This is a genomic window from Nonomuraea sp. NPDC059194 (assembly GCF_042754765.1).
In the GTDB taxonomy this organism is placed as follows: Bacteria; Actinomycetota; Actinomycetes; order Streptosporangiales; family Streptosporangiaceae; genus Nonomuraea.
In genome coordinates, this window is the sequence record NZ_JBHZBH010000001.1 from 61,485 (window position 1) to 86,304 (window position 24,820).

Here is a 24,820-nt window from a genome sequence, read left to right on the forward strand (position 1 = left end):
TTCAGCTCCTTACGACGGCAAGGACTTCGTCCCTGATCGCCGCCATCTGGCTCGGGTCGGCCGCCTCGGCGTTCAGCCTGAGCAGCGGCTCGGTGTTGGACGGACGCAGATTGAACCACCAGCCGGACCCCGTCACGGTCAACCCGTCGAGCTCGTCGAACTCGCCGCGCCCCGCGAACCGCTCGCGGACCCGCCCCAGGGCGGCCTGCTGGTCGGCGACCGTGCTGTTGATCTCGCCGCTGGCACTGTAGCGGGCGAACGGCTCCAGCACCTGCGACAACGGCCGGTCCTGCTCGCCCAGCGCGGCCAGCACGTGGAGCGCGGCGAGCATGCCGGAGTCGGCGTACCAGAAGTCACGGAAGTAGTAGTGGGCCGAGTGCTCCCCGCCGAAGACCGCGCCCGTGCGGGCCATCTCGGCCTTGATGAAGGAGTGGCCCACTCGCGTGCGGACCGGCACGCCCCCGTGCTCGGCGATGATCTCGGGAACCCCGCGCGAGGTGATCAGGTTGTGGATGACGGTCGAGCCCGGATGCTTGGCCAGCTCGCGGGCCGCGACCAGGCCGGTGATCGTGGACGGCGAGACCGACTCGCCGCGCTCGTCGATCACCCAGCACCTGTCGGCGTCGCCGTCGAAGGCGAGCCCCAGGTCGGCGCCGGTCTCGAGCACGGCCCGCTGCAGGTCACGCAGGTTGTCGGGCTCGATCGGGTTGGCCTCGTGGTTGGGGAAGGTGCCGTCGAGCTCGAAGTAGAGCGGCGTCACCTCGATCGGCAGCCCCGCGAAAACGGCGGGAACGGTGTGACCGCCCATCGCGTTTCCGGCGTCGACGACCACCTTGAGCGGCCGGATGTCCGACAGGTCGACGAGTGAGCGCAGGTGCTCGCCGTATCCGCTGAGCAGGTCTTTCTCGATCCGGCTGCCAGGCCTGCCCGCCGGGATGCCGCCCGCCAGGTAGGCGGCGGCCGTGTCGCGGATCTCGGTGAGCCCCGTGTCGGCGCCGACGGGCACCGCCTGCGCGCGGCACATCTTCATGCCGTTGTAGCGGGCCGGGTTGTGGCTGGCGGTGAACATCACGCCGGGCAGCCCCAGGCTGCCGCTGGCGTAGTAGAGCAGGTCGGTGGAGCCGAGCCCGGCGTCGATCACGTCGGCGCCCCTGGCGGTGGCGCCACGGATGAAGGCGTCGGCGAGCGCGCGGGAGGAGACCCGCATGTCATGGGCGAGTACGGCCTGCGTCGCGCCGAGCACGTCGACGAACGCCGCCCCGACCGCCTCGGCGCTCTCCTCGTCGAGCTCCTCGGGCACCACGCCGCGCACGTCGTACGCCTTGAAGATCCTGGAGAGATCGCCCACTCGTCCGCCCCCTGGTCGCCTGCCTACTGGGACGAGCCTACTAGCGGTCCCGGTGGGGTTGGGCGGAGCGCAGGACACGCAGATGACCGCGACGGCCGACCTCGACACCCTGCCCGACGGGCTCGGTGCCACCGGACGGCGCGGGCCTGGCCGCCTCGCGGACGGCGTTGGCCAGCGCCTCGAGATCGTCGGTGCTGGGGCTGGCACCGTCGGTCGGCAGGCGCACGACCTCCCACCCGCGCGGGGCGGTCAGGCGTTCGGCGTGTTCGGCGCACAGGTCATAGCAATGCGGCTCCGCGTACGTCGCCAAAGGGCCGAGAACAGCGGTCGAGTCGGCGTATACGTACGTGAGCGTGAAAACGGCAGGCTGACTGCAAGCAGTGCGGGAACAGCGACGGACGGGGCTCACGGAGGGACCGTATCTGCTATGCGTGCGAGGCGCCACTACCTGAGCGCTCTTAACGAGCGTGTCGCCACAATTCGGACACCTGTCCCACTGTTTCCACCCACCTGTACCGAAGCTGACCCTGATTGGGTACGTCCGAAAGCTTAAGCTGGGGTGGTGACACCGACGCGCGGCCCTCGACGGCGCGACCGCCATGGGCGCGGCCTTCGCGGTCCTCTCGCCCCTTCCTACGTTCCCCTCGCGCGCTCACGCAGCGAGCGCTTCGACGACCTCGTCCTCGACGCGGTCGACCGGCTCAAGCCGAAGTGGGGCAAGCAGCTCGCGGCTGTGGAGTTCGCGGTGGAGGAGGTGCCTCCGGTCAGCGAACTCGGCGACGGGCCCGGTCGGCTGGGGTCCGATCCGATCCCGTTCGGGCGGGCCGACACCGCGTCGGGCACCGAGCCCGCCTCGGTGGTGATCTACCGGCGGCCGCTGGAGGCGCGCGCCCGCGACCGCGACATGCTGGGCGCGCTGGTGCACGACACGGTGGTGGAGCAGGTGGCCTCACTGCTCGGGGTGTCGCCCGAGACCGTCGACCCTGGCTACGACGAGCGCTGACTCATGAAGAAGGGTCACGCGGCAGACACCGAACGGCCGCGTGACCCTTGTCGATATCCAGTTAAACGGCCTGCTTCTTGATCCTTCGGCGTTCCCGCTCGGACAGCCCACCCCAGATGCCGAACCGCTCGTCGTGCTCGAGTGCGTATTCCAGGCACTCGGCCCGCACCTCGCAGGAGCGGCACACCTTCTTGGCTTCTCTGGTGGAGCCACCCTTCTCCGGGAAGAACGCCTCGGGATCAGTCTGCGCGCACAACGCACGCTCCTGCCAGCCGAGTTCTTCAGCGTCAAGCTGTTCCTGTGCGATGACCACCAACTCGGTCACTGCACACCTCCCTGCCGCCCGCCCGCAATGGAGCCCCCCATGAACGCCTCCTTACATACCCACCCTGGAGGCGTAACAACATGGCTGTAATTACACGCGCGTGCCGTAGGCGACGTCAAGCGGCATGCCGGTATCCGGGGAAAGACCACCTCGCCCCGGTGTGCTTGCCATGTGCTGTTCAGGACCGGGTGAAACCGGGATCCATGGCCTTGACGTGACTTGTTCAACGCTGTCAGCGGTCGGAACCGTACCAGGGCGGGATTGACGCCCGCCCAGGGCCCACCTTCTCTCTATCCGGCGATGACCGATTTCTTACCCGTCGATTCTTACCCGCGCTCCTACCTGCGCGGATCGTTCGGCGTGTAGATGGCCGTGGGGTCTATGGGGTCGTCGCCCGGCCGGTACGCGCTCTGGTCGAACCTGATCGTCGAGTCGGCGGGCGAGGCGTGCGACGCCTGCGACGGGTAGCCGGACGGGGACTGCGGATGGCCGAACGGGTCGTCGTGCGGCTGCTGGTACGGCTGCGCGGGGTTCTGCCCGGGGTTATGCGCGGGGCCGTTCGCAGGGACCTGCCCGGGGTTCTGCGCGGGATCGAAGTGCAGTTGCGGGTAGGTGCCCGCGGTGGACTGCTGGTAGGTCTCCGCCTGCTGGTAGGCGTGCAGCATCTGCTGCGAGCGCGGGTCCACGGGCGGGTCGGGCTCGGCGTAGAGCGGCTGCTGCTGGGCGTACTCCTGGCCCGAGTAGCCAGTGAACGGGCTGCCGCCCTGCTGCTCGAAGGCGGGCGCCTGCTCGTAGTAGGGCTGCTGGGGCTCCGGCTGCTGGTACGGCGTGCCCGGCGCGGTGTCGGCCGGCTGGTACTGCTGCGGCTCGCGGAGGTCGGGCGCGTGGAGGTCAGGTGCGTGGAGGTCAGGCGCGCTGTGCGTCGGGGTGTAGGCGCTGGGCAGGCTGTCGGCCGGCACGTAGGGCGCGGGCTGGTAGTCCTGCTGCTGCGCGAAACCGTTGCTCGGCAGCGTCTCCGACGGCGTGTAGCCGCTGGGCTCCTGCGGCGCGTAGGGGTTCGGCTCCTGCTGGAACGACTGGGGTTCGGGCGCGTAGGCGCTCTGGAGCGTCTCGGCGGGCGCGTAGGAGGCCTGCGGCGGCTCCACGGCCGTCGCGAAGGCGCCCTGCGGGGTGTCGTACGCGTTCTGCGGAGTCTCGTAGACGTTGCTCTGCGGGGTCTGGTACGCCGACTGCGGCGTGTCGTACCCGTTCTGCGGTGCGACGTACGCGGGCTGCGACGCGTCGTACGTGGGCTGCGGAGCGTCGTACGTGGGCTGCGGCGTGTTGTACGCGTTCGCCGGGGAGTCGTGGGCGATTGGTGCCGCCTGCGCCTGCCCGTAGGAGCTCTCCATGGGCGGCGCGTAGGCGCTCTGCGGCGTCCCGGCCGCCGACGCGTAGGCACCCTCAGCCGCCGACGCGTAGGCACCCTCGGTCTGCGACGCGTAAACGTTCTCGGTCTGCGACGCGTAAGGGCTGTCGGTGGGCGGCGCGTAAGCGTTCTGCGGTTCGGGCTGCGGCGTGGGCGCGGGCGGCAGCGCGGGCAGCTCCGCCCTGCGCTGTGCCTGATAAGGCTCCTGCGGCGCCTGCTGCTGCTGAGCGGACCCCGTGTGAGGGGCCGCCTGAGCGGCGGCGGCCTGCTGGTCATGGCCCTGTGGGCCGCCGTAGCTCGGCGGCTGCTGTCCGTAGCCGGAGGAGGCGGGCTGCTGGCCGTAGCCGGAGGAGGCGGGCTGCTGCGCGTAACCGTTGGCGGCCTGGCCGTACTGCGGGGCCTGGCTCGGCGGCTGCTGACCGTAACCAGAGGAGGCGGGCTGTGCGGGGTGCTGGCCGCTCGGGGCCTGGCTGGGGGGCTGCTGGCCGTACCCCTGCTGGGCGTGCCCGTGCTGCGCGAAGCCGGGCTGCTGGCCGAAGCCTGACTGCTGACCGAAGCCGGGCTGCTGGCCGTACCCGCTGAAGACGGGGGTGGCCGGGCCGACGGCGAGCACCTGCGGCAGCAGGTAGGCCAGCCCGATCGCGGTGAGCGCCAGCGTGGGCACGCCGAGCAGCACGAAGGACAGCAGGCTCATGAAGCCCAGGCCGGAGAAGAGCCCGAGGAGCAGCGCGATGGCGCCGAAGAACGTACCGGCGGCGAGCGTGCCCGCGGCGCCGTACGCGATCGTCTTGGCCTTGGGTGTCGGATCGCCCAGCTTGGTGACCAGGACCACGGCCCCGACAGCCAGCGCGGCCGCCACGGGGGACGTCAGGTCACCCTGGGCCAGGCGTGCCCTGACCAGCAGCGAGGTGACCGCTCCCGACTCCGCGACCAGCAATTGCAACAACGCGACGAGGACGTTCCCCGCCGCGACGGCAAGCATGATCCATGCAGCCGGCTCTCTCAGCCGGCTGACGTCTATTTTGCTCACTGTTAACCCCCAGCTGGTGGCTTACCACCCGGGGTGAGTTTGCCACATAGCTGACTTTGGTGGCGGGCGTCCCAGCAAGCTCATCTATCCCGATAGTCCCCGATCAGCTCCAATACACCGAAATTTCCTGACACGTGGACATGGAAGCCTGCCTCTTCAGACAGGATGCGAGACTGACGGCATGCGTATCGTGTCCCTAGCCGGCGGCATCGGCGGCGCCCGCTTCCTGCGTGGCCTGCGTGCCGCCGTACCCGACGCCGAGATCACGGTCATCGGCAACACCGGCGACGACATCACCCTCTTCGGCCTGCGGGTCTGCCCCGACCTCGACACCGTGATGTACACGCTCGGCGGCGGCATCAACGAGGAGCAGGGCTGGGGGCGGGAGAAGGAGAGCCACGTCGTCAAGGAGGAACTGGCCGCCTACGGCGTCGAGCCGCAGTGGTTCGGGCTCGGCGACCGCGACTTCGCCACCCACATCGTCCGCTCCCAGATGCTGGAGGCCGGATACCCGCTCTCCCAGGTCACCGAGGCGCTGTGCGCGCGCTGGCAGCCGGGGGTGCGGCTGCTGCCGATGAGCGACGACCGCTGCGAGACCCACGTCGTCATCACCGACGAGCAGGGCCGCCGCGCCGTCCACTTCCAGGAGTGGTGGGTACGGCTGCGCGCCTCCGTCCCCGCCGAGTCGATCGCGCTGATCGGCGCCGACACTGCCACGCCAGCCCCCGGGGTCCTCGAGGCGATCGCCGACGCCGACGTGGTGATCCTGCCGCCGTCGAACCCGGTGGTGAGCATCGGCACCATCCTGCAGATCCCCGGCATTCGCGACGCCCTCGTCGCCAAGACGGTCGTCGGCGTCTCCCCCATCATCGGCGGCGCGCCCGTCCGCGGCATGGCCGACGCCTGCCTGACGGCCATCGGCGTGGAGACCAGCGCGCAGGCGGTGCTGTCGCTGTACGGGGCCGACCTGATCGACGGCTGGCTCGTGGCCGAGGAGGACGCCTCCGTCGCCCTCGACGGCGTGCGCGTCGAGGCCCGCCCGCTGATCATGCATGACACCGACGCCGCCGCGGACATCGCCCGCGCCGCGCTCGCCCTGGCCGAGGAGCTGTCCCGATGACCATCGAGATCTTCGGCGTGGAGGGCATCGACGAGGTGCGTCCGGGCGACGACCTCGCCGCGCTGCTGAAGGAGGCGGACCTGCGCGACGGCGACATCGTCGTCATCACCTCCAAGATCGTCAGCAAGGCCGAGGGCCGCGTCCGCCAGGGCAGCGACCGCACCGAGGCCATCGAGGAGGAGACGGACCGCGTGGTCGCCAGGCGCGGCGACACCGTCATCTCCCAGACCCGCCACGGCTTCGTCATGGCCGCGGCGGGCGTCGACGCCTCCAACACCGAGCCGGGCACCGTCCTGCTGCTGCCCGAAGACTCCGACGCCTCGGCCCGCCGTATCAGGGCGGCGCTCGGCGTCCGCGTCGGCGTGATCGTCTCCGACACCTTCGGCCGCCCGTGGCGGCACGGCCTCACCGACGTGGCCATCGGCGCGGCGGGCGTGCGTCCGCTGGAGGATTACCGGGGCGGCACCGACACCCACGGCAACCCGCTCGTCGCCACCGTCACCGCCCTGATCGACGAGATCGCCGCGGCGGCCGAGCTGGTCAAGGGCAAGCTCACGGGCGTGCCCGTGGCGATCGTGCGCGGGCTGGCCCATCTGGTGACGGCCGACGACGGTCCGGGGGTGCGCCCGCTCATCCGTCCCGCCGACGAGGACCTGTTCCGTTACGGCTCCCGCGACGTCGTCTTCGCCCGCCGTACGATCAGGGAGTTCTCCTCGGCCCCCGTCGACCCCGAGGCGGTACGGCGAGCGGTGGCGGCCGGCATCGCGGCCCCCGCCCCGCACCACACGACGCCGTGGCGGTTCGTCCTGGTGGAGTCGGCCGAGACCCGGCTGCGGCTGGTCGACGCGATGCGCGAGGCGTGGATCGCCGACCTGCGCGGCGACGAGTTCACCGAGCAGTCGATCGCCAAGCGGATCAGGCGCGGCGACGTCCTGCGCAACGCCCCCTACCTCGTCGTTCCGTGCCTGGTGATGGACGGCTCCCACACCTACCGCGACGAGCGGCGCAACGCCGCCGAGCGGGAGATGTTCGTGGTGGCGATGGGGGCGGGGGTGGAGAACTTCCTCGTCCAGCTCGCGGTCGAGGGGCTCGGCTCGGCGTGGGTGTCGTCCACGATGTTCTGCCGTCCCGTGGTGCGAGAGGTGCTCGACCTGCCCGAGTCGTGGGACCCGATGGGCTGCGTCGCCGTCGGCCACGCCGCCGCGCCCCCGCGCGACCGCGCGCCCCGCGACGCGGCCGACTTCTACGTCACCCGCTGAGTGGGATGTCCGCCGTCACGTGACGGCGGACATTCCAGCTCACCCGCGTCCGGCCTCCGCCTCACCCGCCGGATCCAGCAGGTCCACGAACGCTCCTGTCGCGCCGACCTCGACGAACCGCTCTCTGGCCCGACCCGCGATATCCGGCCCCGCCGGTCAGACGACTGGCAGGGTGCGGCGGACGCTGCGGCAGACGCCGTCGCTGGCCGCCGATGCCGCCAGCCGTTCCGCCGACGGCGTGCCGTACTCGGTGGTGCGCTGGCGCAGCTGGCGGCCCGTGGGGGCGACCATCTCGCCGATCTCGGTGATCGTCTTGTAGGAGCCGTTCTCCGAGCCCGCCATGCGGCTGATCGTCTCCTCCATCAGCGTGCCGCCGAGGTCGTTGACGCCGCCCTGCAGCACCTGGCGGCACAGGTCGTCGCGGAGCTTCACCCACGAGCACTGGATGTTGTCGATCGCGCCGTGCAGCAGGATCCGCGCCAGGGCGTGGACGGCGCGGTTCTCGCGGGCGGTGGGGCCGGGACGGGCGATGCCGGCCAGGTAGATGGGCGCGCTGTGGTGCACGAACGGCAGCAGCACGAACTCGGAGAACCCGCCGGTCCGCTCCTGGATGCTCCGGATGAGCTTGATGTGCCGCACCCAGTGCAGGTGCGTGTCGACGTGGCCGTACATCATGGTCGAGGTCGTCGGGATGCCCACGCGGTGCGCGGTGGTGATGACGTCGACCCATTCCTTGGCGGGCAGCTTGCCCTTGGTCAGCACCCAGCGCACGTCGTCGTCGAGGATCTCGGCCGCGGTGCCGGGCAGGGAGTCGACGCCCGCCTCCCTGGCCGCGGTCAGCCAGTCCTCGACGGACAGGTTCGTACGGCTGGCGCCGTTGATGACCTCCATCGGGGAGAAGGCGTGGACGTGCATGTCCGGCGTCCTGGCCTTGACCGCGCGGGCGATGTCGAAGTAGGCGCTGCCGGGCAGGTCGGGGTGGATGCCGCCCTGCATGCACACCTCGGTCGCTCCGGCCTCCCAGCCCTCCTGGGCGCGGTCGGCCACCTGGTCGAGGGAGAGGGTGTAGGCGTCGGCGTCGGTCCTGCGCTGGGCGAACGCGCAGAACCTGCAGCCGGTGTAGCAGACGTTGGTGAAGTTGATGTTGCGGTTGACGACGTAGGTGACGTCGTCGCCCACGGCCTCCCGCCTGAGGTGGTCGGCCAGGCGGGCGAGCTCCTCCAGAGCGTCGCCGTCGGCGCCGAGGAGGGCGGCGGCCTGGGCGTCGGTGAGGCTCGCGGGGGCGCGTTCGGCCTGGCGCAGCGCCTCGGCGACGTCGCCCATGACCCCGACGGCCGGAGCGGCGTCCCGCCCCGAAGGGGCTGTGGGGAGGCGGTCGCGGAGGGCGTCCCAGTCGCCGTAGACGTTGTCGAAGTCGTCGCGCCGGTCGTTCGTACGCCCCGAGGTGTCCACCTCGACGTGCAGGTCCGTACGGCCTGAGGCGTCGAAGCCGCCGTCGGGCTCCTGCCATGGCCGTCCGACCAGCGGGGCGTCCTGCCTGGCCAGGCCGGTGTCGGGGTCGGCCAGCGCCGACACGTGCGCGAAGAGCCTGGGGTCCAGCCACGGCTCGCCCGCCAGCACGTACTCCGGGTAGATGGTCAGCCGCTCCCGCAGCTCGAACCCGGCCGCGGCCGTACGGGCGGCCAGTTCGTCGATGTTCGGCCAGGGACGCTCGGGGTTGACGTGGTCGGGCGTGAGCGGCGACACCCCGCCCCAGTCGTCGATGCCCGCTCTGATCATCAGCGCGTACTCGTCGTCGACCAGGTTCGGCGGCGCCTGGATGTGCGTCTTGGGGCCGAGCACCAGCCTGGTCACCGCGATCGTGGCGGCCAGCTCCTGCAGGGAGGCGTCGGGCAGGCCGCGCATCGCGGTGTCCTGCTTGGCGCGGAAGTTCTGGACGATGACCTCCTGGATGCCGCCGTACTCCCTGGCCACGCGGCGCATCGCGAAGATCGACTCGGCCCTGTCCTCGATCGTCTCGCCGATCCCGATCAGGATGCCCGTGGTGAAGGGGACGTTCGAGCGGCCCGCGTCCTCCAGCACGCGCAGCCGTACGGCGGGGTCCTTGTCGGGAGAGCCGTAGTGCGGCTGGCCCTTCTCCTCGAACAGGCGGCGCGAGGTGGTCTCCAGCATCATGCCCATCGAGGGGGCGACGGGCTTGAGCCGCTGGAAGTCGCGCCAGGAGAGCACGCCGGGGTTGAGGTGGGGCAGCAGGCCGGTCTCCTCCAGCACCCTGATCGCCATCGCCCGCACGTAGGAGAGCGTGTCGTCGTAGCCGTGGGCGTCCAGCCACGTGCGGGCCTGGTGCCAGCGGTCCTCGGGCCGGTCGCCGAGCGTGAACAGCGCCTCCTTGCACCCCATGGCCGCGCCCTGCCTGGCGATCTCCAGCACCTCGTCGGGGCCGAGGAAGGCGGCGGGGAGCTTGCCGGGCGCGGTGGCGAACGTGCAGTAGCCGCACCTGTCCCTGCACAGCCTGGTCAGCGGGATGAACACCTTCTTGCTGTAGGTGATGACGCCGTCGCGGCCGTTGGCGTCGCGCACGCGTGAGGCGTGCTCCAGCAGGGTGTCCAGGTGCTCGTCACGGGCCTGGAGCAGCACGGTGGCCTCGGTGAGGTCGAGGGCCTTGCCGTCTCTGGCTCTGGCGAGCGCGCGACGGAGTGCGGAATCGCTGACTTGGGTCATACCGGCACATTAGTCGTTAAGCAACACTGAAGGGTGCCCCGTAGAAAGTCTCGATGGACGTAAATACATGCACAGGCACATAATTGGAGGTAAGCAAAGGAGCACGCAATGTCCTGGATCTTCATCATCAGCCTGATCGCCGTCCTCGCCCTCGCCGGCCCGTTCCTCGGCACGGACACCCGCGACAGCAGAGACTGGAGGAAGCTCCCTTTCAGAACGAACGGTAGTCACGGACGGACTGCCTAGGCCCCCGCGCGGGTGGCCGCAACCCGGTGAGCCCGACCAGCAGGCAGGCCCGGTGCCGATGCCCCCTGTACGGCTCCAGCAACCGCATCATCTCGGCGTCGTCGGCCTTTCGCCCCGTCAACGCCCAGCCCACGATCTTGGCGAGATGGAAGTCGCCGACGCTCACCGCGTCGGGATCGCCCATGCAGCGCTGCCGAACCTCCGCCGACGTCCACACTCCGATGCCGGGCAACGCCCTCAGGAGCCGATCGAGCGAGGCGGAGTCGGCCGCTGCCTCGAGTTTGTCCGCGTGCCAGGCCGCCGTCGCGATCGTCCGCGCGCGCACGGCCTCCGCGCCCGCCCTGTGCCAGTGCCAGGCGGGGATCTGCCGCCACACCTCGGGCTCCGGCATCACCCGCATGCCGTCGGGCGCGGGCCCCGGCGCGGGCGTGCCGTACATGCGCAGCAGATACCGCCACGCGCGCCACGCCTCACGCCCGACCACTTTCTGCTCCAGTACGGCCGGCACCAGCGCCTCGAACACCCGGCCTGAGCGCCCGATCCTGGGCACGCCGTAGCCCCTGAGCACCTCGTGGTGCACCTCGAAGCCCGAGACGTCGTCGTCGGCGCCCAGCAGGGCGGGCAGTGAGGCGAGCAGCCAGGCCGCGCCAGGACCCCAGGCCTGCCCTCCCCTTCTGGTGACGCGCAGGGTGCCGGGACCGTCGGGGGTGCGGCAGGTGCGCCAGATCGTGCCGTCGGCCGCCCGCTGCCAGGTCGGGTCGTGGCCGCCGTGCTGGTGCGGCCCGAGGATCATCCCGGGATCGCCCATCACCTCCAGCCGCCGCTCCATCGGCCCCGCCGACGCCGCCCGCGCCCCAGCCGACCGCCCGGCCTGCGCGGGCCGTACAAGACCTGCCTGTGTGGGCCGTCCGAGAGAGACCGCCGCCCCATCGGCGGGCGCCCCCGGAGAACGAACGGGCCGCACGAGCGAAGAGGCTCCCTCATCAGGGGCGCGCGTGCCTGCCGAACGGGCGGGCCGTACCAGGGAGGACGCCGCCCCATCGGTGCGCGCACCGGACCGCGCCACCTCCGTGCCGAGCGTCACCCGCTCGACGGGCAGAATCGCCTCGCCCGAGACCGGGTCCTTCGCGGGAGAGCGGCCGTCCATGACAGCACGCTACGCGTCGCTGGAGAAGCGGACCGCGCACTCCGGCAGCACCACACCGGGCCACACCCGCGCGCCCGCCCGCAGCTCGTTGCCTGGCCCCACGGTCGCGCCGTCACCGATCACCGACTCGCGCACCACGGCGCCCTTGGCGATCCGCGCGCCCTCCCCGATCAGGGAGTCGACCACGGTCGCCCCCTTCTCGACCACGCACCCGTCGCCGAGCACGCTGCCGCTCACCGTGGCGCCCGCCTCGACCACGGCCCGCGCGCCGACGACCGAGCCGCCGGTGACCTCGGCCTCGCAGGACACGACCGCCCCGTCGAGCGTCAGCGACTGCCCCGTCGGCCCCGGCAGCGCGGGCGAGCGGAGCCGGCCGAGCACGAGGTCGCGCGAGCCCTGCACGAAGGCGGCGGGGGTGCCGACGTCGAGCCAGTAGCTGCTGTCGGCGTAGCCGAGCACCAGCGCGCCCGACTCGATGAGCCCGGGGAAGGTCTGCCGCTCCACCGACACGACCTCATCCGGCGGGATCGAGTCGATCACCGAGCGGGTGAAGACGTAGCAGCCGGCGTTGATGTAGTTGGTCACCGGATGGGGGGTCTTCTCCAGGAACGCCGTCACCCGCCCCTCGGCGTCGGTCGGCACGCAGCCGAACCGCGACGGGTCGTCGACCTCGGTCAGGTGCAGCGTCACGGCCGCCCCGCGGCGGACGTGCTGCCTGACCTGGTCGCCGACGTCGTGGCCGGACAGGATGTCGCCGTTGAGGATCAGCACCGGGTCGTCGGGGCCCGCGGTCAGCGCCTGCGCCGCGTTTCGGATCGCTCCACCGGTGCCGAGCGGCGTCTCCTCGGTCATGTAGACCAGCTCCAGGCCCATCGCGGACCCGTCGCCGAAGACCGGCTCGAACATCGAGGCCTTGTAGGAGGTGGCGAAGACGATCCGGCGTACTCCGAACGAGCGCGCCTGGGCGAGCTGGTGTGCCAGGAACGGGACCCCGGCCGTCGGCAGCAGCGGCTTGGGCGTGCCGAGGGTCAGCGGACGCAGGCGCGTGCCCTGACCTCCGACCAGGAGTATCGCCTCGAGACCTGGCAAGGAGCTCTCCATCACCCCGTGAGGTTACCCAACTATTCGATCGCGCGTTGATAGGACAACAGATGTGCCTGCGCGGAGGCGTCCCAGCTGAATTCCTTCGCCCTGGCAAGGCCTGCCGCCGCCAGCTGCTCGCGCCGCTCGGCCGAGGCCAGCAGCCGGCCGAGAGCGTCGGCGATGCTGTCGGGATCGGGCTCGGTGTAGGCGACCGCGTCGCCGCCCACCTCGGGCAGCGAGGTGCGGTGCGTGGTGAGCACGGGGGTGCCGCACGCCATCGCCTCCAGGACCGGCAGCCCGAATCCCTCCCCCACCGAGGGGAAGGCCACGACGAGCGCGCCGCCGAGGAAGCCGGGCAGGTCGGCGTAGGACAGGTAGCCGGGCCTGACCACCTTCACGGTCGCCGGCACCTCACTGACGGCCGCGTCGACGTCGTCCTCGTGGATGCCGCCGCCGATCACCAGCGCGGGCGGGTCCTGCAGCCCGTCGACCGCCCTGGCGAACCCCCTGATCAGGTTCGGCACGTTCTTGCGCGGCTCCAGCGCGCCGAGGAAGGCGACGTACGGCTGGCCGTGCAGCGCCAGCCGGTCGGCCACCCGCCCGGCCTCCGCCTCGTTCGGCGTGTGGAACATCGCGTGGTCGACGCCGTGGTAGGCGACGTCGATCCTGGTCGGGTCGGCGGCCAGCACCTTGATCAGCTCGTCACGTGTCGCCTTGGACGGCACGATCATGCGCGTGGCGTGCCGTACGGCGGTGCGGGTGGCCGACCTGAAGAAGACGGACGCCTCCTGCTCCCGCTCGCTGAACCAGGTGACGTCGTGGACGGTCACCACGGTCGGCAGGCCCGAGCGCAGCGGCATCGAGTAGGAGGGCGCGTGGATCACCCGCGCGCCCACCCGCTGGGCGATCAGCGGCACGCCGGTCTGCTCCCACGCCAGCCTGGCCGCCCTGTTGGTGATGGCGACAGGACCAGGCACCACCCGCGCCGAGGGCGCGATCCTGGCGTATCTGTCGGCGTCGGCGCGTTGACACACCACGCTCACGTCGGCGCCCGCCCGGTGGAGCCCACCGACCAGCCCATCGATGTATCTGTTCAGCGCGCCACGGTCGGCCGGTACGGCGGCCGCGTCGATGAGCACTCGAGGTATCACGAACGATCCCTCCCTGAAGACCCTCGTCCGCCTCCAACCCTACGACCGTGTGGGGCCGATCACACGGAATTGCGGTCCACGGCGGTCCTCGCCGCGGCGCCCGCGACTCCGGCGCAGATCAGGTCACCGATGATGATCACCATGCGGGAGCACAGCGCGAGCGCGATCGCCGAGCCGCGGTCGAGGACGGGCGACATCACCACGACCATGGCCGCCTCCCGCACTCCCGCTCCGGCCGGCACGACGAAGGTCATGATGCCCAGGCACCACGTCAGCGCGAACGCGCCGATGGAGAACAGCAGCCCGCCGGAGGCGCCCATGTCGGCGGCCAGCAGGTAGAGGTGGAGACCGTAGGCGCTCCAGCCGAGCACCGCCCACGCCAGCGCGGTCAGCATGCCCCTGCGGGTGAGCGGCCGTTCGAGCGGCTCACGCTTGAGCTTGCGCAGCCCGAAGCCGATCAACGCGTTGATCACCTTGGGCTCCAGGAGCACGGCGAGCACCGGGATGAGCAGCAGCGCCCAGCCGAACCGGTCCCAGCCGAGCGTGACGAGCGTGACGAGCAACCCGGTCGCCAGCTGGATGGGCATCATCAGGAAGAACGCCGCCGCGCTGCGCGGGCGCGGCACGCCGAGATCCTTGCCCATCTCCATCTGGGCGAGCACCGGCCAGACCGCGCCGGGGATGTACTTGCCGAGCTGGCCGACGAAGAACACCTTCGCGGCGGGTCTGAGACCGAGCGGGGAGCCCAGGTCGGCCAGCAGCGTGCGCCAGGTGAGCATGGCGGCCAGCAGGGCGGCCACGACGGAGCCGAGCGAGCCCGCCAGCATCGGCCAGGTCAGCCTGGCGAACCCGGCGACGACGGCGTCCCACTGGGAGGCCACGACCCAGGTGCCGAACCCGAGCGCGACCAGCAGGAAGCCGAGCCGTACGGCCTTCTTCACAGGCGCTCCGGCGGCTGCGGGAGCCTGGCTCCCGCGGGGGTGCGCGGCCGCTTGGTCGCCACCCACAGGTAGGTGGGCACCAGCGGGAGCAGCAGCTTGAGCACCGACCGGGGAGTGCGGGCCAGCACGGTCTTGGCGAGCCTGCCGAGCGCGCCTGGGAACAGCTCGCCGCCGGCGAAGGCCGTCGGCGAGGCCAGCACGGGGAAGGTGTAGTCCCAGACGTGGAAGGCGCGGGTCATCAGGCGCAGGCCCCGCCTGGTGCGGAAGCGCTCGTAGTAGTGGTCGGCCCTGCCGAAGGCGCGCACGTAGCGGTCGGCGAGCGCGGGCGGCAGGTAGGACAGGAACGGCAGCTTGTAGTGCGGCTCCACGATGCCGAGCTTGTTGCCCAGGCCCAGGTAGAGGACGCCGTCGTCGGACAGCACCCGGTGCATCTCGGCCACGACCGCGTCGGGGTCGACGACGTGCTCGTAGATGTGGTTGAACACCAGCACGTCGATCGAGCCGTCGGGGAACGGCAGCGCGGTGCCGTCGCCGCAGATGAACGCCACCCGCTTGCCGAACCTGTCGGCGGCCTTGCGCAGGCCTGGCACGTCGATGTCGATGCCCAGCGTGTGCGCGGCACCCGCGGCGGCCAGCTCGTCGGCGATGAACCCGGCCGAGCAGCCGACGTCGCCGACGGTGAGCCCGTCGAGCGGCCCGTTGAAGTGCTCCAGCACCGCGATGATCTTCGCGGCCTTGCGCCGGCGTTTGGCCTCGTCGAGCATCGCCGACTGGAACTCGGAGTAGGCCAGCTGCTTTTCCCTCACCACACCCGCATCCTCTCAGGCCCTGAGCAGTGCGCCGGTGTAGTCGCTCCAGAAGGGCTCGGGATCGACGGCCCGCACGCCCGCGCGCAGCCGCTCGGGATCCTCGTAGAAGCGCTCGATCGCCTTGCGCAGCGCCTCGGCGTCACCCGGCTCGACCAGCAGCCCGTCGACGCCGTCGCGGACGTTGTCGGCCAGCGCGCCGACCCGCGTCGCGATCACCGGCACGCCGTGCTCGTGGCCGAGCCACACGTTCTGGCTGGCCGTGGCGTTGCGGTACGGCAGGACGAGCGCGTCGGCCCGCGCGAACAGCGCGGGCACCTCGTCGGCGGCGACGTAGCCCGGCCTCAGCTCAACACGGTCGGCGATGCCGAGCTCGGCGATCAGCTGCCGCGTCTGTTCGATGCCGCCCCAGAACTCCCCCGCCACGGTCAGCGAGACGCCTTCGGGCAGCGCCCTGAGCAGCAGGTCGAGCCCCTTGTAGGGGCGGACGATGCCGAAGAACAGCAGTCTGTGATGGATGCCCTCGCCCCTGGCCGGGCTCCTGGCGGGCAGGTGGGGAGGCAGCGCGACCGTGGTGACCGGCTTGCGGGTGAGCGTCCGCGCCAGCTCGGCCTGCTGCCCCGAGTGGGTGAGCACGCCGTCGACCCGGTTGAGCAGCGCCTTCATCAGCGGCTCGTCCCATGGCTTGCGCTCGTGCGGCAGCACGTTGTGGCAGAGCGCCACCACCCTGACCTTGCGCGCCGTACCGAGCAGAATGCCCAAGTAAGGGGGCACCTGCACCGGGCTGAGCACGGCCAGGACCACCAGGTCGGCGCTCCTGAGGCGGCGTCCCGCCGCCACCCAGCCGTCGGGCCTGCGCCAGTCGAGCCTCCTGCGTGTCTTCGGGTACGGCTCGCCCTCGGGAACGTCGATCGTCTGCTGGCCCGGGTAGAGGAAGGACGGGTACTGCGCCTTCCACGACTCGATCACCACGTCGTGGCCGGCGGCCGTGAGCCGGTGCGCCAGCTCGGTGGTGTGCTGGGCGCCGCCTCCCTTGTAGGGGTAGGTCGGGCCGACGATCGCGATCCTCATTCGCCGCGCGACCTCACGATCAGGTCCGCCAGCAACGCCACTGAGCCGATCAGCATGCCGGACAGCACGATCATGATGGTGTTCGTCGGGATGTAGAAGGGCTGGCGCACCATGTCGTAGACGAACTTGACGAACCCGATGCCCACCAGCCACAGCGCGGGCGGCATGAGCACCTTGAGCGGGTTGAAGTACATCACCATCCGCAGCACCTGCAGGATGTAGCGGTAGGCGTCGCTGATGAAACTGAACTTCGACTTGCCCGCCCGCTTGGCGTAGTCGATCGGCAGATAGTAGACGTCGTGCTGGTTCGACAGGAACGACAGCGTGATCGTCGTGACGCAGGAGAACCCGGGGGGCAGCAGCCTGAGGTACGGCTTGGCCACCGACTTGCGGAACGCGCGCAGCCCCGAGTTGAGGTCGGGGATCCTCTGCCCCGCGAGCTTTTCGGCGATCTTACGGATCACCCACTTGGCGGGCACCCGCAGCAGCTTGTGCGAGCCCTCCTCGGTGGTCCGCGCGCCCACGACCTGGTCGACCGTCTGGTCCTTCTCCAGAATCTGGACCAGCTCGGGGATCCGCTCGTTCGGGTAGGTCATGTCGGCGTCGGTCCACACGACGATCTCGCCGCGCGCCTCCTGGGTGCCGATCCTGCGGACCGTGCCCGAGCCGCCGTTGCGGTGGAAGGCGCGGATGCGCATGTGCGGGAAGCGGGGGGCCGCCTCCTCCAGCCTGGCGAGCGTCGCGTCCGTCGAGCAGTCGTCGACCGCGACCAGCTCGTAGGTGTAGCCGCTGGAGTCCATCGCCTCGGTGATGCGTTCGACCTCGTCAATGACGTGGTCCTGCTCGTTGTAGCAGGGCAGGACGATCGTGACGTACGGCGTAGCTTCCACAGCGGATCCAGTCTCGGGGGGCTCAAGCGTGCTCACGTGGGACGAGGGTACCGTTACCTGGAATGTGATCGTGGCTGGGCGAAGATTCTGCCCTGCCCTGTCGCTCTTACACCGGCTGCGTCATCCACACGTTCACCTGCAGCCGCCAGGTGCCGTTCGGCGGTTCGACGAGCGAGCGCTCGTCCTGCCGCGTGCTGAGGTCGACCACCTGCTGTGGCGTGCCGTACGGCGTGAGCTGGCCGGACTCGGCTGCCAGCAGCACCGGCGTACGGCCCGCGGCGCGGATCCGGTCGACGAGGCGGCGGACGTCGTCGGCCGCGGCGGCCGTATCGCCCTCCTTCCTCCTGCGCACCTGCGCCGTGGGGACGCCGCAGGTGCCGCGCACGACCTGGGTGAAGCGCGCGCCGGTGACGCGCTCGACGATCAGCACGGAGGCGTCGGAGGGGATCCGCGCGCACAGTCCCGCGACGGCGGCGCTCTCACCGCGTTCGACGGGCGTGAAGGCGGTGCCGATGGAGGTGATCGCGACGGGCGCGAGCACCAGCACCGTGGCCGCCGCGGCGAACCACCGCGTGCCGTACCCGAGCCTGCGCAGCTTGTCGCGCGACCACGCCAGCCCCCAGACGGCCAGCAGGATCAGCCCGGGGATGACGACGGGCACCAGGCGGCGGGCGGCCCACGGGTGGTCGGGCGTGATCTCGGGGCGCAGCAGCGTGGTGACGGTGGTCCAGCCGATGACGGCCAGCGGCAGCAGCCACTCGAAGGCGCTCCCCCCGCCGCGCAGCAGCCGCCTGACCAGCACCGCCGCGGCCAGCGTCGCGAACACGACGACGGGGACGCCGACGTACCAGATCACCCAGTAGAGGGAGTCCTCGGAGTAGAGGCGGGTGCCGTCGGCGGGCAGGCCGTTGGCGCGCTCGGTCACCCTGAGGAACTGGTAGGTGAGCCAGTCGGCGTCCGTGTCCGGCTCGCGGCGCACCGTCTGGACCCACGGGCGTACGGCCAGGCCGACCATGACCAGCGCGACCAGGGCGGCGCCGATCTCGGGCAGCCACCTCGGCAACCGGATCCGCGCGAGGCGGCCCGCCAGCGCCGTACCCACCACGGTCAGGACCAGCACCGCGACGCAGATCAGCAGCAGCGGCTTGACCGAACGCGACAGATAGGACAGGTACGGCCCGGCGAACACCCACGCCGCGCCGAACCCCAGCCCCAACCCCACGGCCAGCCCCGCCACCAGGGCGAAGCCGCGCCGCATCGCGATGAGCAGCCCGCCGAAGGCGAGCACCGGCAGCACGTCGCGCAGCGCGTCGATGCGCACCAGCACGGCCAGCCCGAACACCAGACCCGCGACGGCCGTCTCCCACCGGCCGCGGGCGTCGTGGAGGAGGGCGAGGCCGCCGAAGATCAGGATGAGCGAGGGGATCTCGCTGAACGTGGTGCGCGAGGTGTAGAGGATCGGCATGCTGATCGCGAACGTCAGCGCGGCGAGCACGGCCCAGCGGGCGCCCGCGAGCCTGGCGACGACTCCCGCCAGGACGAGCACGGCGAGCGCGCCGAGCACGGGAGGCGCGAACAGCAGGCCGCCCAGCCACTCCCCCGCGGCGAACAGCATCGGCGGGCCCGGCAGGAACTGCGGCACGACGGCGCCTGCCGAGTCGTAGAAGCCCATGCTGTCGAAGCGCAGCGCCGGGTCTGCGCCGCCGAACGCCTCCACCTGCTGCGGGATGGGCAGGGAGCCGTGCCTGGCGATCCAGATGGCGTACTGGGCGTAGGTGGCGGGGTCGCGGCGGACGATGAGCTGTTCGCCGTGCAGGACGGCGTTGAAGACCAGCGAGCCGAGCGCGACGCCGACGATGCCGGTCACCTGCCAGGCGGTGGCGTCGAGGTCGGCGCGGCCGGTGAGCGTGGTCCTGCACAGGACGGCGAAGATCAGCGCGCCGAGCGCCAGGGTGGGTAGCGGGTGGAACCAGCCGGCGAGCAGGAGCGGGAGCCCGGCCAGCAGCCAACTGGCGACCGCGAGGACGGGCAGCACGGAGACGACGGCGAGCACCCTGCCCGCCGACGGTCTGCGCGTCTGATCGAGCCAGGCGAGTCTCATCGGTGATCGCGAGGCTATCCAACCCGACCGACCCCACGCGCCACGTGGCACTCCGGCTTGAACGGGGGCCGTGGGACGGGCGCGGCGCGTGGCCGGAGCATGGGGCCGGGGTCCGGTAGCGTACGGCTGGCGTTGGGTGCCGCCCGGCCGGTGGGAGCGGCGTCGGGGACGGAGGGCACGCGGGGTGGAGACCGGGCGGACGGCCTGGACGCGACAGCCGGCCCAGGCGACGCGCGACGCGGCGACGGCACTGTGGAAGCAGGCGCGACCCGCGGCGGCGGCACTGTGGGAGCAGGCGCGCGACGCGACGACGGCGGCGTGGAGGCGGGCGCGACCCGCGGCGGGGCGGCATCGCTGGTTTCTGGCCGTGTTCGGGCTCGGCGTCCTGCTCAGGGCGATCACCATGCTGGGCTACCGGCCCGCGCTGTGGTTCCCCGATTCCTACACCTACATCGTCACCGTCTTCCGCCCGCGCCCCGACCTGGTGCGTCCGGCGGGCTACTCCCTCTTCCTCAAGCTCCTCCACCCCTTCCACAGCTTCGCCGCCGTCACCGCCGTCCAGCATCTGCTCGGCCTGGCCACCGGCGTCCTGGTCTACGTGGCCGTCCTCAGGGTGGCCCGCGGGATCCCGAGGTGGGCGGCGACGCTGGCCGCCGTTCCGGTGCTGCTCGACGCCTACCAGATCGAGCTGGAGCACCTGCTGGTCTCCGACGCGCTGTTCACCTTCCTGGTGGTCGCGGCCGTGGTCCTGGCGATCCGCAGGAACCTCACCTGGCGTACGGCTCTGGCCATCGGCCTGCTGCTGGCCTGCGCCTCCCTCACCAGGACCATCGGCCAGCCGCTCATCGTGGTCCTCGGCGCGTGGCTGCTGCTGCGCAGGAGGATCGGGCTCGCGGGTGTCATGGCCGCCGCCGCGCTCCTGCCCGTGCTCGCCTACGGCGCCTGGTTCCACGCCACCTACCAGCGGGTCGGCATCGTGGGGGCGAACGGCGTCTTCCTCTACGCCCGCACGATGTCGTTCGCCGACTGCGCGCGCATGGACCCGCCCGCCGACCTGGCCGTGCTGTGCGACCCGCGTCCCGCGAAGGACCGTCCGCCGTCGCAGGAGTACATCTGGGCCAAGGACGCCCCGCTGGTGAAGCTGCCGGACATCACCTTCTCCAAGGCCAACGACGACCTGGCGGGCAGGTTCGCGATGCTGGCCATCCGCAGCCAGCCGCTCGACTACGCGGCCTCGATCCTGTCGGAGCTGGCCCGCACGTTCACCCTGGGCAGGCCGGTTTATCCGGACGCGGAAATCTACGGCTACTACGAGTTTCCTGTGAATCCCCCTCCGCCGCCGGGCCGTTATCCCGCGCAAGTCGGAGCGAAATTCGCACAAGCTTACGAAAATGGAGCTATTGGCACGGACATCGTGGAGCCGTTCGCCGGGTGGATGCGCGCCTACCAGGACGTCGCCCGCCTGCCCGGGGCCGCGCTCCTGGTCATTCTGCTCGTCCCGCTGGTCGTGGCGATCAGGCGCAGGAGCTACCAGGGCGCATGGCTGCTGCCCTGGTCAACGGCATGGGTGCTGCTGATCGTGCCGCCTGCCGTGGCCGAGTTCGACTACCGCTACACGCTGCCGGCCGTACCGCCGGCGTGCCTCGCGGCGGCGCTGTGCGCCAGGCGGGTTCCGTAAAATTTTGCGACAGTTCATTCCATGAAATGTCCGGTTTTGAGTAAGCTCTGGGGCTGGATCATCACGCTCGGGTCACGACCGATTAAGTCGATCATGGCTCCGGCTACGCCTACAGTGACTTAGTCTCGTGGGACTTGGCCGCAGGCTTGGTCTCGCGGCGCGATGAGCGATCTATACGAGCCGGCATGACGCGGGCTCCGAATCTCCGGACGAGGAGGCCGTGATGAGCAGGATGCCGAACACGGGCTCCACGCCGTCGGGCGAGGGGGTCGTATGAGCAACCACAGGAGCGCCGACGTCCAGGACCGCCTGGTCGCGCCCGCCACCCCCGGCTACCGGTCCTCTCGCAGGGCCGCCGCCGCTCCCCCACCCCCGCCGCCGCGCCCGCCGGACGAGCCCGGGAGCCGCAGGAGCGGCGGAGGCGGCGGCAAGCGGCTGAGCGGCCTGGCCTGGGCGGGCATCGCGGTGACCGGCCTGATGGTCGCGGGCTCGCTGACCGGCTACACGGTCTACCGCAGCGCGCTCGAAAAGATCGGCATTTCGGACATTACCGGCAAAATCCCCAACGCTCGCCCGGTGAACGCCACGGGCGCGCTCAACGTGCTGATCGTCGGCTCCGACACCCGCAAGGGCGACGGCAACGCCAAGTACGGCAAGATCGACTCGATGCGCGACTCGGGCAAGCGCACCGACACGATGATTTTGATGCACATCTCCCCCGGCAGGGACAAGGCACAACTCGTCAGCCTGCCGCGCGACTCGATGGTCCAGATCCCCTCGTGCACGAGCGAGGCCAACGGCGCGATCCTGCCGAGCACCCGCGGCATGATCAACTCCGCCTACAACACCGGCGGCATCGCCTGCACGGTTAACACGATCGAGACGCTGACCGGCATCCGCGTCGACCACCACGTCGAGATCGACTTCAACGGCTTCAAGGCCATCGTCGACGCCCTCGACGGCATCGAGGTGTGCCTCAACACCGCGGTCGACGACAAGAGTTCCAAACTCAAGCTGCCCAGGGGCAGGTCGACACTGAACGGCGAGCAGGCCCTCGGCTACGTCCGCCTGCGCAAGTACGGCAACGGCAGCGACCTCCAGCGGATCCAGCGGCAGCAGCTCTTCGCGAGCCAGGTCGTCAAGAAGGTCACCACGGGCGGCGTGCTGGCCAACCCGGCCAAGCTGCTCAGCCTGATCAACGCGGCGGCCTCCTCCGTCACCATGGACAAGGAGCTGGCCACCAGCACGAACAAGCTCCTGGAGATCGCGGAGAGTGCCAGGGCGCTCACCGCCAGCAAGGTGCAGTTCTACACGGTCCCTGTCCTGGCCGACCCCGAAGACAGCAACCGGGTCATCTGGGACCCTGCCCGGGCGCCGAAGCTCTGGCAGGCTCTCGTGACCGACACCCAGCTCCCGCAGCCGGACCCGAGCTCCACGGTCAAGAAGGTCGTCCCGAAGGTCGAGCAGGTCAAGATCCAGGTGATCAACGGCACGACCACCCCTGGCAAGGCGGGCGAGGTGGCCAAGGAGCTGTCCGAGCTCGGCTTCCAGATCGTCGGCACCGGCAACGCCCTCACCGCCGAGGGCACCAGCCAGCCCACCACCAAGCTCCTGTACGGCAAGCGCGACACCACCGGCCCTGACTACGCCGACGTGCTCGCCCGCAAGCTCTCCGGCACCAAACGCCCCTCCACCAAGGGCAAGGTCAAGGTGACCAACCCCGCGCCGTTCACCGATGGCGGCGGCACGACCCAGACCGTCTCCGACACCAAGGCCGAGAAGACTCCCGTCATCCAGCTGCTGATCGGCGAAGACTTCTCTGGCGTCCGCACGGAGATCCCCGACGCCATCAAGGAGACGGGCATCTCCGCCGACACCAAGAAAATCTGCGCATAGGACGCGCCAGAGTGCCCACTTGACTCGGCTCGACAGACCTCGTCAACCTCCAGATTCCCTGTGGATTCCGCTCGTTTCTGCAGTCTCCACCGCGACATCGGCCCCACTGACCGTTACTGTTGTCAGACCGCCAACGCGAGTCGGCATCCTGCTAGGCGTCTGCAAGGAGCCATGGCTACCGTGGCTTTGCGATCCCCGGCCCCGACAGATAGCTGAGCGTCCCCACCGTGAGTGACCCCCGATCGCCCTTCCCGGTTCCGGCCCACAGGAGCAACGGCGCGACCCCCGCCGCCTCCGAAGCGCCGCCTGCCGAGACGGAGCGGGCGGACGCCCCGTGGCCCGCGTTCCAGCCGGGCGCGTCACGGCAGCGCCCGCAACAGCAGGGCCCACACCAGCAGACCTGGCCGCAGCAGGAGACACCTCAGCAGAGCCCGTCGCGGCACGGTGCGCCTCAGCAGGGCTCGGCCTGGGGCGAGCAGCCCGCGGAGGCCTCCTTCTGGGGCACGGTCGCCACGGAGGAGCGCACCGAAGACCGGGGCGAGCAGGCGCGGGAGGAAGAGGAGCCGAAGCCCGCGCCGCGCAAGCGCGAGCCGTACCTCGACAACGTCAAGTTCCTGCTGATCGCGCTCGTGGTGGTGGGCCACTCGCTGGTGCCCACGCTCAACGCCAACTCCTCCAAGGCGCTCTACGTCTTCATCTACACCTTCCACATGCCGCTGTTCGTCATCATCAGCGGCTACCTGTCCAGAAACTTCTGGAACTCCAACGCCAAGACGAACAAGCTGGTCGACACCTTCGTCGTGCCGTACGTGATCGTGGAGGTCGGCTACGCGGCGCTGCGCTTCTCCCTCGGGCAGAAGTGGAGCCTGACGATCATCGACCCGGCCTGGCTCAACTGGTACCTGCTGGCTCTGCTGTTCTGGCGGCTGTCCACGCCGGTGTGGAAGCGGATGAAGCAGCCGATCCCGGTGGCCATCGCCATCTACCTGTTCGCCGGGTTCTCCCAGATCTCGGGTGACTTCAGCATGGACCGTTTCTTCGGCCTGCTGCCGTTCTTCGTGATCGGCCTGGTGATGCAGCCCGAGCACTTCGAGATGCTCAACCGCACCTGGGTCAAGGTCGTCTCGGCCGTGACGCTCGTGGGCGCCGCGGGAGTGGCGATCTACGTCGGGCTCAGCAAGTTGTCGCTGAAGCCGTTCTACTTCAAGCACAGCTTCCAGGACATGGATCTGTCCTGGTACATGGGCCTCGGGCTGCGGGCGGGCCTGCTGCTCGCCTCGCTGGCGATGTGCTTCGCTTTCCTGGCGCTGGTGCCGCGCGGCGAGACCTGGTACACCGACCTCGGCACCCGCACGCTCTACTGCTACCTGCTCCACGGCATCCCTGTGCTGATCGCCAAGGAGATGGGCTGGCTCGACTTCCCCTGGCTGCACGGGCCGCTGGGCGTGCTGGCGATCAGCACCAGCGCGTTCGCCCTGGCGATCGTGCTGTGCCTGCCCGAGACCCGCACGGTCTTCAAGTGGGTGCTGGAGCCGCGCCTGACGTGGCTCTACCGGCGTCCGTCAGGAAGTTAAACGGCAGTTCCCCCCGCATTCA

The 24,820-nt window shown here is 70.6% G+C and carries 19 protein-coding genes; 6 read left to right on the forward strand and 13 right to left on the reverse strand.

Features of this window, described 5'->3' with window-relative positions:
- Position 1: 1 nt before the first annotated feature.
- Both ACFXJ8_RS00300 and ACFXJ8_RS00305 read right to left on the reverse strand, forming a co-directional pair.
- A complete protein-coding gene (locus tag ACFXJ8_RS00300) occupies positions 2 to 1,348 on the reverse strand; it encodes a phosphomannomutase/phosphoglucomutase (RefSeq protein WP_379641606.1) in 1,347 nt (448 codons plus the stop codon).
- 40 nt (positions 1,349 to 1,388) lie between these two features.
- Entirely contained in the window at positions 1,389 to 1,757 is a 369-nt protein-coding gene (locus ACFXJ8_RS00305; protein WP_379641607.1) for a DUF3499 domain-containing protein, read from the reverse strand.
- Between the two features lie 153 nt (positions 1,758 to 1,910).
- Between ACFXJ8_RS00305 and ACFXJ8_RS00310 the strand changes: the two genes are divergently transcribed.
- Entirely contained in the window at positions 1,911 to 2,351 is a 441-nt protein-coding gene (locus ACFXJ8_RS00310; protein ID WP_379641608.1) for a metallopeptidase family protein, read from the forward strand.
- 61 nt (positions 2,352 to 2,412) lie between these two features.
- On the opposite strand, the gene ACFXJ8_RS00315 is transcribed toward ACFXJ8_RS00310, so the two are convergent.
- Both ACFXJ8_RS00315 and ACFXJ8_RS00320 read right to left on the reverse strand, forming a co-directional pair.
- The gene (locus ACFXJ8_RS00315) at positions 2,413 to 2,676 is read right to left on the reverse strand and encodes a WhiB family transcriptional regulator (RefSeq protein WP_192779894.1); all 264 of its coding nucleotides are present in this window, start codon (positions 2,674 to 2,676) and stop codon (positions 2,413 to 2,415) included.
- A 338-nt stretch (positions 2,677 to 3,014) separates the two neighbouring features.
- Positions 3,015 to 5,066, reverse strand: a complete 2,052-nt coding sequence (locus tag ACFXJ8_RS00320; RefSeq protein WP_379641609.1) for a hypothetical protein — start codon at positions 5,064 to 5,066, stop codon at positions 3,015 to 3,017.
- Positions 5,067 to 5,295: 229 nt separating this feature from the next.
- Between ACFXJ8_RS00320 and cofD the strand changes: the two genes are divergently transcribed.
- Entirely contained in the window at positions 5,296 to 6,234 is a 939-nt protein-coding gene (gene cofD / locus ACFXJ8_RS00325; protein WP_379641610.1) for a 2-phospho-L-lactate transferase, read from the forward strand.
- A complete protein-coding gene (locus ACFXJ8_RS00330; protein WP_379641611.1) occupies positions 6,231 to 7,493 on the forward strand; it encodes a coenzyme F420-0:L-glutamate ligase in 1,263 nt (420 codons plus the stop codon). Before cofD ends, ACFXJ8_RS00330 begins: the two co-directional genes overlap by 4 nt.
- Positions 7,494 to 7,649: 156 nt before the next feature.
- Here ACFXJ8_RS00330 and ACFXJ8_RS00335 read toward each other — a convergent pair whose 3' ends face one another.
- The 9 genes from ACFXJ8_RS00335 to ACFXJ8_RS00375 form a co-directional block, all read right to left on the reverse strand.
- A complete protein-coding gene (locus ACFXJ8_RS00335) occupies positions 7,650 to 10,214 on the reverse strand; it encodes a bifunctional FO biosynthesis protein CofGH (protein ID WP_379641612.1) in 2,565 nt (854 codons plus the stop codon).
- A 211-nt stretch (positions 10,215 to 10,425) separates the two neighbouring features.
- Positions 10,426 to 11,607 carry a DNA-3-methyladenine glycosylase family protein gene (locus ACFXJ8_RS00340; protein ID WP_379641613.1) on the reverse strand — a complete coding sequence of 394 codons (1,182 nt, stop codon included), beginning with the start codon at positions 11,605 to 11,607 and terminating at the stop codon, positions 10,426 to 10,428.
- A 9-nt stretch (positions 11,608 to 11,616) separates the two neighbouring features.
- Positions 11,617 to 12,708, reverse strand: coding sequence for a sugar phosphate nucleotidyltransferase (locus ACFXJ8_RS00345; RefSeq protein ID WP_379641614.1), 1,092 nt, complete (start codon positions 12,706 to 12,708; stop codon positions 11,617 to 11,619).
- Positions 12,709 to 12,728: 20 nt separating this feature from the next.
- A complete protein-coding gene (locus ACFXJ8_RS00350) occupies positions 12,729 to 13,841 on the reverse strand; it encodes a glycosyltransferase family 4 protein (protein ID WP_379641615.1) in 1,113 nt (370 codons plus the stop codon).
- Positions 13,842 to 13,900: 59 nt separating this feature from the next.
- Positions 13,901 to 14,782: a lysylphosphatidylglycerol synthase domain-containing protein gene (locus tag ACFXJ8_RS00355; protein ID WP_379641616.1), complete on the reverse strand. Its 882-nt coding sequence runs from the start codon at positions 14,780 to 14,782 to the stop codon at positions 13,901 to 13,903.
- Entirely contained in the window at positions 14,779 to 15,588 is an 810-nt protein-coding gene (locus ACFXJ8_RS00360) for a methyltransferase domain-containing protein (RefSeq protein WP_379641617.1), read from the reverse strand. The genes ACFXJ8_RS00355 and ACFXJ8_RS00360 overlap by 4 nt, the downstream gene beginning before the upstream one ends.
- A 15-nt stretch (positions 15,589 to 15,603) precedes the next feature.
- Positions 15,604 to 16,659 (reverse strand): glycosyltransferase family 4 protein, encoded by a 1,056-nt coding sequence (locus ACFXJ8_RS00365; RefSeq protein WP_379641618.1) that lies wholly within the window; start codon positions 16,657 to 16,659, stop codon positions 15,604 to 15,606.
- On the reverse strand, positions 16,656 to 17,549 hold the full coding sequence (locus tag ACFXJ8_RS00370; protein WP_379641619.1) for a glycosyltransferase family 2 protein: 894 nt from the start codon (positions 17,547 to 17,549) through the stop codon (positions 16,656 to 16,658). Before ACFXJ8_RS00370 ends, ACFXJ8_RS00365 begins: the two co-directional genes overlap by 4 nt.
- Positions 17,550 to 17,655: 106 nt before the next feature.
- Positions 17,656 to 19,650 carry a hypothetical protein gene (locus ACFXJ8_RS00375; RefSeq protein WP_379641620.1) on the reverse strand — a complete coding sequence of 665 codons (1,995 nt, stop codon included), beginning with the start codon at positions 19,648 to 19,650 and terminating at the stop codon, positions 17,656 to 17,658.
- A gap of 184 nt (positions 19,651 to 19,834) precedes the next feature.
- On the opposite strand from ACFXJ8_RS00375, the gene ACFXJ8_RS00380 reads away from it, so the two are divergent.
- The 3 genes from ACFXJ8_RS00380 to ACFXJ8_RS00390 all read left to right on the forward strand — a co-directional run bounded on the left by ACFXJ8_RS00380 (position 19,835) and on the right by ACFXJ8_RS00390 (position 24,798).
- A complete protein-coding gene (locus ACFXJ8_RS00380; protein WP_379641621.1) occupies positions 19,835 to 21,328 on the forward strand; it encodes a hypothetical protein in 1,494 nt (497 codons plus the stop codon).
- 273 nt (positions 21,329 to 21,601) lie between these two features.
- The gene (locus ACFXJ8_RS00385) at positions 21,602 to 23,224 is read left to right on the forward strand and encodes an LCP family protein (protein WP_379641622.1); all 1,623 of its coding nucleotides are present in this window, start codon (positions 21,602 to 21,604) and stop codon (positions 23,222 to 23,224) included.
- Between the two features lie 227 nt (positions 23,225 to 23,451).
- A complete protein-coding gene (locus ACFXJ8_RS00390; RefSeq protein ID WP_379641623.1) occupies positions 23,452 to 24,798 on the forward strand; it encodes an acyltransferase family protein in 1,347 nt (448 codons plus the stop codon).
- Positions 24,799 to 24,820: the final 22 nt, after the last annotated feature.